The sequence below is a fragment of the Bacillus sp. JS genome (genome assembly GCF_000259365.1).
GTDB lineage: Bacteria > Bacillota > Bacilli > Bacillales > Bacillaceae > Bacillus > Bacillus stercoris.
Genome location: NC_017743.1, coordinates 2,454,783 through 2,467,263 on the forward strand (window position 1 = coordinate 2,454,783; position 12,481 = coordinate 2,467,263).

The 12,481-nt window shown below is 40.8% G+C and carries 18 protein-coding genes and 1 riboswitch; of the genes, 5 read left to right on the forward strand and 13 right to left on the reverse strand.

What is annotated here, in order from left to right; all coding sequences use genetic code 11:
* Positions 1–16 precede the first annotated feature (16 nt).
* Entirely contained in the window at positions 17–1,105 is a 1,089-nt protein-coding gene (gene gcvT, locus MY9_RS12370) for a glycine cleavage system aminomethyltransferase GcvT (protein WP_014664583.1), read from the reverse strand.
* 171 nt (positions 1,106–1,276) lie between these two features.
* A riboswitch (glycine riboswitch) is annotated at positions 1,277–1,378 on the reverse strand.
* Positions 1,379–1,546: 168 nt separating this feature from the next.
* Here gcvT and MY9_RS12375 point away from each other — a divergent pair.
* The 4 genes from MY9_RS12375 to sinR all read left to right on the forward strand — a co-directional run bounded on the left by MY9_RS12375 (position 1,547) and on the right by sinR (position 4,761).
* On the forward strand, positions 1,547–3,220 hold the full coding sequence (locus MY9_RS12375; RefSeq protein WP_014664584.1) for a DEAD/DEAH box helicase: 1,674 nt from the start codon (positions 1,547–1,549) through the stop codon (positions 3,218–3,220).
* A 20-nt stretch (positions 3,221–3,240) separates the two neighbouring features.
* On the forward strand, positions 3,241–4,035 hold the full coding sequence (locus MY9_RS12380; protein ID WP_014664585.1) for a YqhG family protein: 795 nt from the start codon (positions 3,241–3,243) through the stop codon (positions 4,033–4,035).
* A 183-nt stretch (positions 4,036–4,218) separates the two neighbouring features.
* The gene (gene sinI, locus MY9_RS12385) at positions 4,219–4,392 is read left to right on the forward strand and encodes an anti-repressor SinI (RefSeq protein ID WP_003230187.1); all 174 of its coding nucleotides are present in this window, start codon (positions 4,219–4,221) and stop codon (positions 4,390–4,392) included.
* A gap of 33 nt (positions 4,393–4,425) precedes the next feature.
* Positions 4,426–4,761 (forward strand): transcriptional regulator SinR, encoded by a 336-nt coding sequence (sinR, locus tag MY9_RS12390; protein WP_003226345.1) that lies wholly within the window; start codon positions 4,426–4,428, stop codon positions 4,759–4,761.
* Between the two features lie 93 nt (positions 4,762–4,854).
* Here sinR and tasA read toward each other — a convergent pair whose 3' ends face one another.
* The 3 genes from tasA to tapA all read right to left on the reverse strand — a co-directional run bounded on the left by tasA (position 4,855) and on the right by tapA (position 7,015).
* On the reverse strand, positions 4,855–5,640 hold the full coding sequence (tasA, locus tag MY9_RS12395) for a biofilm matrix protein TasA (protein WP_014664586.1): 786 nt from the start codon (positions 5,638–5,640) through the stop codon (positions 4,855–4,857).
* 63 nt (positions 5,641–5,703) lie between these two features.
* The gene (sipW, locus tag MY9_RS12400) at positions 5,704–6,276 is read right to left on the reverse strand and encodes a signal peptidase I SipW (RefSeq protein ID WP_014664587.1); all 573 of its coding nucleotides are present in this window, start codon (positions 6,274–6,276) and stop codon (positions 5,704–5,706) included.
* Positions 6,260–7,015 (reverse strand): amyloid fiber anchoring/assembly protein TapA, encoded by a 756-nt coding sequence (gene tapA, locus MY9_RS12405; RefSeq protein WP_014664588.1) that lies wholly within the window; start codon positions 7,013–7,015, stop codon positions 6,260–6,262. The genes sipW and tapA overlap by 17 nt, the downstream gene beginning before the upstream one ends.
* A 271-nt stretch (positions 7,016–7,286) precedes the next feature.
* Between tapA and MY9_RS12410 the strand changes: the two genes are divergently transcribed.
* Positions 7,287–7,613: a YqzG/YhdC family protein gene (locus MY9_RS12410; protein ID WP_014664589.1), complete on the forward strand. Its 327-nt coding sequence runs from the start codon at positions 7,287–7,289 to the stop codon at positions 7,611–7,613.
* A 40-nt stretch (positions 7,614–7,653) separates the two neighbouring features.
* On the opposite strand, the gene MY9_RS12415 is transcribed toward MY9_RS12410, so the two are convergent.
* The 9 genes from MY9_RS12415 to MY9_RS12460 all read right to left on the reverse strand — a co-directional run bounded on the left by MY9_RS12415 (position 7,654) and on the right by MY9_RS12460 (position 12,464).
* Positions 7,654–7,833: a YqzE family protein gene (locus tag MY9_RS12415; RefSeq protein ID WP_014480252.1), complete on the reverse strand. Its 180-nt coding sequence runs from the start codon at positions 7,831–7,833 to the stop codon at positions 7,654–7,656.
* Positions 7,834–7,904: 71 nt separating this feature from the next.
* On the reverse strand, positions 7,905–8,279 hold the full coding sequence (gene comGG, locus MY9_RS12420) for a competence type IV pilus minor pilin ComGG (protein ID WP_014664590.1): 375 nt from the start codon (positions 8,277–8,279) through the stop codon (positions 7,905–7,907).
* On the reverse strand, positions 8,280–8,660 hold the full coding sequence (locus tag MY9_RS12425; protein ID WP_014664591.1) for a ComGF family competence protein: 381 nt from the start codon (positions 8,658–8,660) through the stop codon (positions 8,280–8,282).
* Between the two features lie 25 nt (positions 8,661–8,685).
* Complete coding sequence (gene comGE, locus MY9_RS12430; RefSeq protein WP_014664592.1) at positions 8,686–9,033, reverse strand: competence type IV pilus minor pilin ComGE; 348 nt, start codon at positions 9,031–9,033, stop codon at positions 8,686–8,688.
* On the reverse strand, positions 9,017–9,448 hold the full coding sequence (gene comGD / locus MY9_RS12435) for a competence type IV pilus minor pilin ComGD (protein WP_014664593.1): 432 nt from the start codon (positions 9,446–9,448) through the stop codon (positions 9,017–9,019). The genes comGE and comGD overlap by 17 nt, the downstream gene beginning before the upstream one ends.
* Positions 9,438–9,734, reverse strand: coding sequence for a comG operon protein ComGC (comGC, locus tag MY9_RS12440; RefSeq protein ID WP_003230162.1), 297 nt, complete (start codon positions 9,732–9,734; stop codon positions 9,438–9,440). The genes comGD and comGC overlap by 11 nt, the downstream gene beginning before the upstream one ends.
* A 13-nt stretch (positions 9,735–9,747) precedes the next feature.
* On the reverse strand, positions 9,748–10,785 hold the full coding sequence (comGB, locus tag MY9_RS12445) for a competence type IV pilus assembly protein ComGB (protein WP_014664594.1): 1,038 nt from the start codon (positions 10,783–10,785) through the stop codon (positions 9,748–9,750).
* Positions 10,772–11,842, reverse strand: coding sequence for a competence protein ComGA (gene comGA / locus MY9_RS12450; protein ID WP_041521378.1), 1,071 nt, complete (start codon positions 11,840–11,842; stop codon positions 10,772–10,774). The genes comGB and comGA overlap by 14 nt, the downstream gene beginning before the upstream one ends.
* 211 nt (positions 11,843–12,053) lie before the next feature.
* The gene (locus MY9_RS12460) at positions 12,054–12,464 is read right to left on the reverse strand and encodes a CBS domain-containing protein (protein ID WP_041521379.1); all 411 of its coding nucleotides are present in this window, start codon (positions 12,462–12,464) and stop codon (positions 12,054–12,056) included.
* Positions 12,465–12,481 lie beyond the last annotated feature (17 nt).

Sequence of the window (12,481 nt, forward strand, 5' to 3'; positions counted from 1 at the left end):
CTCTCCAAGAAAAATATTAGCGTTTATAAAATGGGGTTTTGACAACCTTTGCTTTCACTAATTTTTTGCGAATCTCTACATCTACAACAGTCCCGATATCACTCGCTTCCGAAGCAATTAAGGCAAGGCCGACGTTTTTCCCTAATGTGGGTGACTGCGTGCCGGTTGTCACCTTTCCTACGGATTTGCCATTATGAAAAACTTCATATCCGTGCCGCGGTATCCCTTTGTCAATCATTTCGAGGCCGACAAGTTTACGCTTCGCTCCGTTTTCTTTTTGTTCACTCAATACTGATTTCCCGAAAAAGTCAGACTCTTTTTTGTACTTTACGGCAAAGCCTATACCTGCTTCAATCGGTGTAATATCCCGGGTCAGCTCCTGACCATACAGCGGGAGCTTCGCTTCAAATCGAAGCGTATCACGTGCACCGAGACCACATGGAATCAGTCCATATGCATCCCCTGCATCAATGATTTTTTTCCAAATATGAACAGCATCATCACTGCGGCAGTAAATTTCATACCCGTCTTCACCCGTATAGCCAGTTCGGGAAATAAGTGTTTTGCAGCCGCTGATATCGGCTTCATCCATAAACGCAAACGGCTTTAAGGCAGACACATCTGCAGCTGTCAGATTTTTTAAGATTGCTTCTGCTTTCGGCCCCTGTACAGCCAAGAGCGCGATTTGATCTGACTGATTGTCAATCTGCACATCACCTGCTGCATGTTCTTTCATCCAAGCCAAGTCTTTATCTATATTAGAAGCATTAATGACAAGCAGATAGCGGTTTTCTCCTTTTTGATAGATAAGCAAATCATCGACGGTTCCGCCATCCGGATAACACATCGCCGTATATTGAGCACGTCCCGGTGTTAACGCGGAAACATCATTTGTCATCAGCCTTTGCAAAAAAGACAGACTATCGTTTCCTGATACTTCGATTTCTCCCATATGGGATACATCAAACAAACCGGCTGCAGTTCGGACAGCCTCGTGTTCTTTTTTTATAGAAGAAAATTGGACAGGCAGCTCCCAGCCTCCGAAATCAATCGTTTTTCCTCCATATTCCTTATACAGGTTAAATAACGGCGTTCTTTTCAGCATCTAATTCCTCCCCTTTTTCAACGGCGCAGCTAAAAAACATACAAAAAAGGACAGAGAAACACCTCATGTAAAATGAAGGTTCTCTGTCCTGGCACCTGAAAGTTTACTTTGCATACGCAAAGACGTCCCCTTTGGTGGTTTGCGCATCCGCGCAAACACTCTCCAGAGTTGCGTCGAGCAAGAGTTCTTTTGCCTGAGAGATTCACTCAGCAGTTTGCTCCTTCGGCGCCTGTATCCCGAGGTTTTCGGTCAGGTCTCTCCCCTTGCTGTCATTCGCTCATATTTTCATGCTGTTGTGGACATACTATAGCAATATCTTACATCAAATACATACTCATATCCTACCATCATCACTATATGCTGGGCAACAGCAATTTGGGCAGATTTTTCTTATATTGTTCATCTTAAGAATCGAAGAATAAGAAAGGCGGTTTCAAAGCAATGAATGCAGAAATGATCTACGATGCAAAATGGCCTGAAGAATTTGCTGAAAGGCTGAAAAACGATGGCCCTTGGGCGAACTGGGAACTATACAAACTCTCTGCAGAAATCCAGAAAACATTAGCAATTCCAGAGTTTGAAGGCTTACGTGCTCCTTTATACCTGCCTTCCTTTACGCCGCTCCCACACCAGCTTGAGGTGGCGCAAAAAGTGGTTGAAAAAATGAACGGGAAAGCGATTTTAGCAGATGAGGTCGGCCTCGGGAAAACGGTTGAAGCCGGTTTAATTTTAAAAGAGTATATGATTCGCGGGTTAGCAAAAAAAATTTTGATCCTTGTGCCCGCTTCCCTTGTGTCACAGTGGGTCAAAGAGCTTCAGGAAAAATTTTTGATTCCGGCTGTTGAACAAAAGAAAAGCTATGTGTGGGAACAATGCGATATTGTCGTCTCGTCAATAGACACCGCAAAGCGCTCGCCCCATCGCGAAATCGTTCTGTCTATCCCATATGACCTTGTCATTATTGATGAGGCACACAAACTGAAAAATAGCAAAACGAAGAACTATGAATTTGTCCGGAATCTCGTAAAAAAATATTGCCTGCTTCTTACCGCGACGCCAATTCAGAACCGTATCGAAGAGATTTTCAATTTGGTGTCCTTACTAAAACCGGGGCATTTAGGCAGCCAGAATCACTTTCAGGAGGAGTTCGCCAACAAGAAAACCAGTTTAGAAGCGCATGAACATTTAAAAGATCTTGTGAATAAAGTCATGATCCGTAATAGGCGGCAGGATACCGGGCTGAATTGGAAACAGCGCCATGTTGAAACAGTGCCGATTGAATTTTCTCCTTCAGAGCAGGCCCTTTATGATGAAATTTCTCGCTTGAAGGAAAGTATCAATAAGCCGGCCAGCATGTTCTCAATTATGACCTTGCAAAGAGAATGCTGTTCGAGCAGAGAAGCGGTATATATGACGCTGAAAAAAATGCTTGATCAAAAAGAGAAACAAGCACCTGCCATTGATGAGCATACGATTTCAGTTTTAATAGAGCGCATCAATCAAGTGACACAAAATTCTAAAGCGCTTCAAGTCGTTGATTTAATCAAAAAGATTGACGATAAGGTCATCATTTTTACAGAATACCGGGCAACCCAGATTTATTTGCAGTGGTTTCTTCAACAAAACGGGATCAGTTCTGTGCCGTTTAGAGGCGGATTTAAACGCGGGAAAAAAGACTGGATGAAGGACCTTTTCCGCGGAAAGATTCAAGTTCTTATTGCAACTGAAGCAGGCGGTGAGGGGATTAACCTTCAATTTTGCAATCACATGATCAACTATGACTTGCCATGGAACCCGATGCGACTTGAGCAAAGAATCGGAAGAATTCACAGGCTAGGGCAGGAGCGTGACGTGCACATTTATAACATGGCAACAAAACATACAGTGGAAGAGCATATTCTAAAGCTTTTATATGAAAAAATTCATTTGTTTGAAAAAGTGGTTGGCGAACTTGATGATATTTTAACGAAAATTCAAGTGAACAATTTTGAAGAACACCTTCATGACATTTTGTATCACTCAGCAACAGAAGAAGAAATGAAAATAAAAATGGATAACTTAACCTCATTTTTGTCTTATAAAAAACAGCAGCCTGCTGAAAAAAGAGGATCTTAGCCTGTAAGGAGGTTTTAGTAGTGAGACAGCGAGAGGTTCACGATTTTCTGCTGCGTTTTTTTCAAGCAAACAGCTGCCAAATCGTCGATCAAGGCTTAGGCTATATGACAGTACAGCTTACAGTTGAAATGGACAAACAGATCATGAACCGCCCTTTCTATTGGCATTGGCGTGAGAAGACAGGCGGTGATCCGAATCCAATGAAAATCACCTTTATTACAGATAAAGAAAATGCGCCAAAAGACCTAGATGGCGAATTTATATATTTTGGGGCCCCGCGCCTTTTTCAAATATTTAAAGCTGTTAAACAAAATGGGAGATTTACCAGAATGTATGAGAAAATTGAATCAGCCGGAGCCAAAGTCCCACTTCAGCCTTGGCTTGGTATAAATGTCACGATTTCATACCAGTCCGACATGAAAAAGGATAAGCTATTGTCACTAGGTCTTCACCTAGTCTCTGGAACGATTATTGAAGATTTTCAAAGCAAGCTGACCCAGCTTTCACTGACATCTCAAATATGTGACTATTGCTTCACTATTTCACCTATGATCAAACCAGAAAGCGGGCTTAAACGTATGGAAAACTATATTTCCAAATCCGCTATGCAGGAGCCGTCCGACTGGGCGGAACAAGCGGTTAACAGGTGGAGAAATGATATGACATTGCTTGATAAGTTTTACGAGCATATAGAAGAAAAACCAGAAGAATACCATCTAGAAAAACAGGCGCTGAAAACGTTGTATCAACCAAAGATTTCAGTTGAAATTGAAAATGGCGGATTGTTTTATCTGCAAAATAATATTTCAAGCTAACTTTTTTACCATTCGACACCATTCTCGTTTTTTTTAAGAAAATGCGATTATAATAAAAGTATATTGGAAAAAAATTCTGGTAATTGTAATGGCAAATGACTTCCAGAGACTAATGAAGCATACAATGAGTCATGGCCGGACTGGCTGAAATACATAAACAAGTATTTTAGGAGGAGAAACTGCATGAAAAATGCAAAACAAGAGCACTTTGAATTGGATCAAGAATGGGTTGAATTAATGGTGGAAGCCAAAGAGGCAAATATCAGCCCGGAAGAAATACGAAAATATTTACTTTTAAACAAAAAGTCTGCTCATCCTGGTCCGGCAGCCAGAAGTCATACCGTAAATCCTTTCTGAATGTGCTATAATATCACAAGGAAGGTGATGACATTGATTGGCCAGCGTATTAAACAATACCGTAAAGAAAAAGGCTACTCACTATCAGAACTAGCTGAAAAAGCTGGGGTAGCGAAGTCTTATTTAAGCTCAATAGAACGAAATCTACAAACGAACCCCTCCATTCAATTTCTCGAAAAAGTCTCCGCTGTTCTGGACGTCTCGGTTCATACTTTGCTCGATGAGAAACATGAAACCGAATACGATGGTCAATTAGATAGTGAATGGGAGAAATTGGTTCGCGATGCAATGACATCCGGGGTATCGAAAAAACAATTTCGTGAATTTTTAGATTATCAAAAATGGAGAAAATCCCAAAAAGAGGAGTAGTGCCTGAGCAGAGGCACTAACTCCTCTTTTGTCAATAAACATGGAGACGGCCCAGTATACAATATACTGGGCCGCCTCTTTTTATTGCTGTTTTTAATTTTTATCCTCGCTGTGCGCTTTTTCATTTTCTTTCACGTAACCGTCTTTATCAGTATGGTCCTTTTTGATTGTCAGGCCGTTCCACTGTGTAGCTTCGAACGAGAATTGAAGCTTAATGGAGTTGCCTTGGTATTTATTTTGAACCATAAGCCCGTTTTCATCTTTTGTTTTATCATCTTTGAATTGGATTTCCATTTGAACCTGATCGAAATCAGTTGGTGTTTTTGGAACACCATCATATTCAGGAGCGGTTTTACCGTCAATTGTTGCTACATTGACTTTACCGCTTGCATGTAAGAATTTAGGGTCAATTTGTTTTTTAATTTTTTCAGCAGCCGCTGCATCATTTTTAGCAGACATCAAATACAAGTCTTTAAGGTTCGCATCATCTAAAATAATGTTTTTCGGGTAACCATTGCCGCCCTCTTTTCCAACTGTCAATAATGTCACTTCAAACTGGCTGAGAAAATCTTCCGGAGATGTATTGCTGCCGCCGTTTGCTTTAAAATCTCCATAATTAAGTGCCATTAAAACTTCTTTGATCGCAAGTGAGCCGTTATTTTCAAATTGGAAATCCTTTGTCAGCTTATCTCCCGGCTTTAGATTTGATAAGTTCACACTCGCTGAATTCTCTTTAGCAGATAAATCAAGCGTACCTGATGCAAAAGTAGCATCCTTTGATTTAATATCGTTAAATGCTGCCCATGTTCCTCCTCCAACTAAAGCTAATCCTAATGCCGCAGAAGCAACTCCTAAACTCAATTTCTTTTTCATACCCATGGCTAACTCCCCTTTTATTGAATATTTTTATATCGAAACCTGTTGCCAGGTTTACAACTGAGGTTAAGTGGACATGGTGCTGTCCTTTGTATCTGTTTCCAAGGCTTTTGTCTTTCTTTCAATTTCTCTGATGGCGCTGGTGATCGTCACAAAAGCGTACACTAGCAGCATCACGCCAGGAACAATTAATAAAATTGCCGTTCCAATCGGCTGGCTGGCAAAATGAAGCATATAGCCGGCATATGGAAGCTGAAAACCTGTGTATTGCGCGCGAACATTTTCGTCGGATACAGGCGCTGAATCGGCTGCAGCATTATTATCACCTTTTGTTTTAAATAACAAATGGTCTTCTTGCTTAGTGATGCCAACAATTCTGTGAGTGACCGCCGTATTTGCATCCTGCATAAATGTAATAACGTCACCTTTTTGGAGCTCTTTCACATCAGTGATTTCTTTGACCAATATTAAGGAACCTGTATTGAACTCCGGCTCCATCGAACCTGACAGAACTGATTTCAACGTGTACCCAAACACTGCCGGCTCTCCCCCGGATGAACGTGTTGAAATCACGACAAGTGTCAGCACTATAATAAGAGTAAAGATGATCACATAAAGAATATTACTGATCAGCTTCATTGCTTTTTTCATCCTCTTCCCCGCTTTCCTTCTGATCTGTTTGAGTTTCATTTTCTTTTATTACAGCTTCTTGTGATGTTTCTTCTTTAATTGTTTTTTTCTGTATATCGTTTTGTGTTGTTTCCTTGTTGACGTGCGACTTCGTTTCTTTTTTAGGAACTGTCGGTTTTTCATCGCATTTTGCAAGCGTCATAGGCTCCGACCACTCAAATGTACTGCCGTCTGCCGGGTAGCCGGCCGGTTTATATACTTTAAATGCATAAATGCCGGGTTTCATTTTTTTCTTCGTCTCAATTTTATAAAGTGAATCGCCAATTTGATTGGAGACAAACCCTTTTTCGATCACATTCCCATTCTTTAACGGTTTGCGGGCATTTTCCAGCTTATGAAGCTCCCACTTCCACTTTGATTTCTTAAGTTTCTCACCTGTATTTTTGAGCTCAGCAAATAAGGTAATAGGTGAGCATACAGTCCCTTTCGTATTTGTTTGATCTGATATGTGCAAATCACTTTGATCCCAGCGTTTATCATAATGGCAGTTTTTATCTGTATGCTGAAAGTCTTTACACGTTTGAAGTGAGACATCCAACGTTTCAATATCATGAAAAGCAGCGCTTGTATCATCGGAAAATTGTAAGCATATTGCGGCAGTCAGACTGAAAATGACTGAAAGCTGAAAGATAAGCAGCACTTTCAGTTTTGTCTTCGCCTTTTGCTGATTGCGAAACAATCGAAACATATCTTACCTCCTGTAAAACACTGTAACTTGATATGACAATCGTTCTCTTTAAAGAACTACACAAATAGAGTATAATCAACGATTTATAGATTTAAAAACATCAAAATCGACCATTTTGTTCGTTTAAAAGAATGATTTCGCCATATTACAAAGTCTCGCTCCATATTGCTCACGTTTTCAATTTTTTAGAAATTTTTGGGATTGTTATGTGAGAAATTAAATGCATATCCCGCTCTAATTTGGTAATAATAAACAAAGAAAGGGTGACAGCATGATGATCAAACAATGTGTGATTTGTCTATCTCTTCTCGTCTTCGGCACCGCTGCCGCTCACGCAGAAGACGCACCGCTCGTAACCGCCCGCCACATGTCCAAATGGGAAGAAATCGCTGTAAAAGAAGCAAAAAAAAGGTACCCGCTCGCACAGGTACTGTTCAAACAAAAAGTATGGGACCGCAAAAGAAAAGATGAAGCAGTGAAGCAATACCATTTAACTTTGAGGGAAGGGTCAAAAGAATTCGGTGTTTTTGTGACGATTTCATTTGATCCTTATAGCCAAAAGGTCAATAAAATTGCCATTTTAGAAGAATATCAATAAGGTCCTCCATTTTTGAAGGACCTTATTCGTTAATTTACGGTTATTTTTTCCGCTTGAGCCAAAGACGGAAGCCATAGGGTAAAATACCGAACCACTGCTGGGAAGCGGGCGTTTTTGTTTCTTTCCGCACCTCTTTTCGTTCTTTTCGCTCATCTCTCGGAGTATCTATATATTTGACAAATTGCTGCGTCATATATTTCACATAATCATTCGTTTTCACGTGATCACCTCATCATTCAATTATTATGAAGTGTTGTCTCATATGACTTTTTTTATACCCTTTCCACTGCTTTATTCTGTCCAGCTCAGCATTTTTTTCTGTTTTTGATCAAACACGATCAGTGCAGTTCTTTCTGTTCCCGACTCCGTCAACACTTTTAAGTTGATTTCTTTTTGCTCTTTTATTGATGTATCGTGAATATAATAAGAAACCTGTCCATATGGAAATTGCTGCGTACCCTTCTGCCCTTTCTGTTGCTCAAGGACATGCCGAATTGAAAGAAGCGCACCATTCTGAAGCAAATTCTCTCCTGTATATAACTCTTTCGTTTCCTTCTCAAACATGCAGCGTGAAATATATTGAGCAGCAGTAAAGTTCACGATTAACAGCACAAGTGCTGACACAAAAAGAACAGCTGGATAAATAAACCCACTCGTACGGTACATTCACCCTCCTCCTAAATACGAATAAACCGGAAAAGAAGTTTGATACACTTTTTTCTCACTCTCAATTTTCAGCAAAACAACACCATTTTCAATATCAGCTTTCATAGCTGTAATATGATCTAAAATGGGAACATGCCCTTTGCCATCCACTCTTTTTCTTACCATAGAATGATAAACTTCAAAACGGATGTCTTGCCCGGAAAGGTTGGTGCAAATTAAAACGCTCCCATGCTCGGCTGTCTTAACTGCCTGTGACTCCTTGCATTCATTCATCATCTGTTCTATCGAAATCATCCATTCTTGCTGTGTGAAACCGCCATGCTCCTGCTGTCGAGATAAAAACAGATGGAAAATCGTCGCTAACGATCCTGATATGAGCAAAAAGACAGAGAGAGAAAATAATACGTTAAGAAGCGTGTAGCCATTCTGTCTGCAGAATGCTGAGGCAAAATGATTTCTCTTTATAAGCTGCCGCTGAGATGCATACGTTTTGATATTCGCCCTCCTCCTCCCACGTCATAGCATAGGTCTGGTTGTTCTTTGTCATCGTTTTTGACGCGGCTCCTTCACCAGTCATGACATATTTGCTAATGCTCTCATTCATCATCTGATAACCGATTTCTCGTGATTCCGACATATTTTCATCAGCTATCAGCTTGTCCCACAAGGGGACAACTGTCAGCAGCACAAACAGCCATAGGCTTAGCGCAGACATTGTTTCTATTGTAGAAAAACCTTTACTTCCTATCCACATTGACTCTCCCGCTCCCTAAATAAACTGTTATGTCATAAGTCGCATAGCCTTTTACTTGTATTTTCCCGCCTGCATTCGGGTGCCCTTTCTCATTAAATTCCAAACGGTCTTTTAATGTCAGCGGTTTTATAGAAAGTCCCGTTGCATAAGGACGTTTAATTACCGTATCACCCATGACTAATTGATATTCTTTTTTGTGAAAGAGAATTTTTGTTCTTTGTTGACTGGAAATCGCAGTCTGCTGTGCGAGCATCATATCATTTTTCAGCTGCCATGCTGCCTGTCGGACAGCTGTATTCTCATAAGCAGGAGGAAGTGTGGTGAAGACGGCAATTAGGAGGATAGAGGCTATACTTAACACAAGCAAACTTTCTAAAAGGGTAAACCCCTCCTCCTCGTTTAGTTTAATGTTCAACCTTAACTTCTCCGCCAGTGATGATAATGCGCTTCCCATTTGGACAGACAGCATCCTTTTTCACATAGCCCTCTGACTGCAAATCGGCAAGGCTCGGAGTTTGTCCTTCATGATCAAGCTCAAATGCAGTCATTTGTGCTTTAACCATGTTTTGTAAGCCTTCACAGCCCTTTTTTTGAATGGTTTGATTATGTTTCGTCACGTTCGGTATTGTAATTAAAAGCAATATGGAAATAATGAAGAGCACGATCAACATTTCAACAAGTGTAAATCCTTTTTCATTCATCAGCCTCTTCCTTTCACATTTGATTCATCATCTGATACATAGGCAAAAGCATAGATAAATACACAAGTAAGATCATTGCAGCAACAAATCCATAAATCATCGGCTGAAGGATGCCTGTCCATTTTTGCGCCTTATGCTCCAGCCGCTGCAATATGAACTGGCTGTATGTGAAAAGCTCACGATCTAGACGGCCGCTCAGCTGGCCATGGGATATGACTTTTGAAAAATCAGTTTCAAAAAAAGGGCTCCCACAAATAGCCGCTTCAATTGATTCACCGGCTTTTAGCCGTTCAATCACGTGTTCTGCCTCGCAGCGGTAGAAAGGGAGAAACGTTTGATGTTTAAATGCATGAAGGCTGTCATAAATGGAGAGGCCTGATTTTAAAAGGCTGCTTAGCTGCAAAGAAAAAAAGTAGCTGTTAAACAGTCTGACAAGCTTTCCGACAAAAGGAATCCTGACACAAATAAGCATTTTCCTAGCAGGTGATTTTTTCTTAAACACAAACCAATAATAAATCCCGATACCAGCTGAAAAAAGAATCAGCAAAATGATCACAAGATCAATATGCTGAAAAAAAGCAAAAAGCATATCGGTTGAACGTGAGGTTTCCATATTCATCGATTGATAGATACCGGAAAATTGAGGAATGATGATGGACTGTAACATATAAAACATGACAGCAACGGTGAAGATGAGGAAAAGCGGATAGCGCAGCACCCTTTTCAGCTGGTCTGCCTGTGCAATTTTTCGTTCAAGCAGCTCTCCGCTCTGGATCATGGAGGCAGGCAGTTCACCATGTGTTTCAGCAAAATAACAAATACCTACAGCTTCCTTATGAAATGACAAACGCTTTAATACTTGATAAAACGGAGCCCCTTCCCTCAAACGAGTGACCGTATCAGTCAAGTCAGCTGACTGCCTCTTATTCATCTGAAGTTCCATCAGGCGCAATCCATCCAGAAGTGTATATCCGCTTGCCGTCATTTCTCCGAGCCGCTTTAATAACCGGGCCTGATCCTTTAACGGCCAGGTTTTTCTAATCTTTTTCATGATAAACCCACCGGTCATAGTTGTTTGTCGTTAAATAGCCGAGCGCAATTCCTTTTCTGATAATTTGACGAAGTGTTTGATATTGGTAATTTGCATGATTTCCTTTTGCCTCCTGGATACATTGCTGAAGGTTTTTCCCATAAAGAAGCTCATAAACGCCAGCTCTTCTGGTATTTCGTGACTGACGGCAATATACTGATGAACATCCGTTTTCACAAAATGGACAAGCCAAATCAACCAAGCGCTGAGCCGCTATTGCAATGACGGTCTGTTCAATTTCATTCATATTGATACCGAATTCAAGCAGCCTGTAAATTGCGCCCTTTGCATCTCTCGTATGAAGGCTCGTCAGTACCAGATGTCCCGTCATCGCTGCCCGCACCGCAATTTCAGCTGTTTCCGCATCTCTGATCTCACCTAAAATAATCATATCGGGGTCATGGCGCAAAATTGCCTTCAGACCTGCGGAATAAGTTACACCGGCTTTTTCATTCACCTGAACCTGAAGAACGTCGTCGTCCCTAGTTTCAACAGGGTCCTCTAATGTGACAATATTTCGATTAAAGTGTTTTTTTGCGTATTGAACCAGAGAGTATAATGTGGTTGTCTTCCCTGAACCAGTCGGCCCGGTAAAAATGAGCATGCCATGGGAATGTTTTAAAAATGAGAGTAATGTGGCTCCTGTCTTTGGAAATAACGACAGTTTATCAATCGAAGGGATATTGTATTGAGGCATCACTCTGATCACGAGGCTTTCTTCATTAATTGTGGGGAGCGTTGACATTCTTAAATGAACATTTCCCTCTTTCAGCTTTAACGTAAGCGAACCGTTTTGCGGCTTTCGCCTTTCCCCTATGTCCATTGCAGAAAGAAATTTAAAATGTGAAATCAGTCTTACGCACTCTTCTTTTTTCATGTTCCTTTTTTTCAGCAAGGCATGATCGACCCGAAAATGAATGATAGCGTCTCGCTCCCTCGGCACGATGTGAATATCAGAAGCCTTTGTTAGATATGCCTCTTCAATCAAGTTTTTGCTTATCTTTTCTATTGAATCCAATTTGATTCCCTCTCCTTTCCATGCGTATTGTAGGAAAAAAAGAGGCGATAATCAAACAGGAAAAACGTGATTTTGTGAAGGCATTATAGGCTGAAAAATCAATTCCTGCTGGCAGAAAAAAGACTTTCAACTGGAATGTACTCCTTTCATTATTATTTTCCCAATATAAAAAAGCAGACATGGTCACCATGCCTGCTTTATTCCATTTTCATTATGCTGTTTTAGAAATTTCACTTAATGCTTCTCCGGCTTTTTGATCAGTATCTTTCTCAACAGAAAGATCGCCTAAGGCAACGATACCGGTAATGTGCCCATTTTCAAGGATCGGTAAACGGCGGATTTGATGCTTAGCCATAAGCTGCCCCGCTTCTTCAGCAGACATATCAGGGTGGCCCGATACGATGTCAGTGCTCATGATATCACTTGCTTTTGCATCCATCTGATTTTCAGCTAAGCATCTCGTCACAATATCCCGATCAGATACAATCCCCTGAAGCGTGCCATTTTCACAGATTGGAATAGAACCGACATTGGAGTCTCTCATCTTTTTCGCTAGTTCCGTGATTGAAGCGTCTGGCTCACAGCATTCTACATTCTTCGTCATGATGTCTCTTATTTTCATGTTCATTCCTCCTTTAC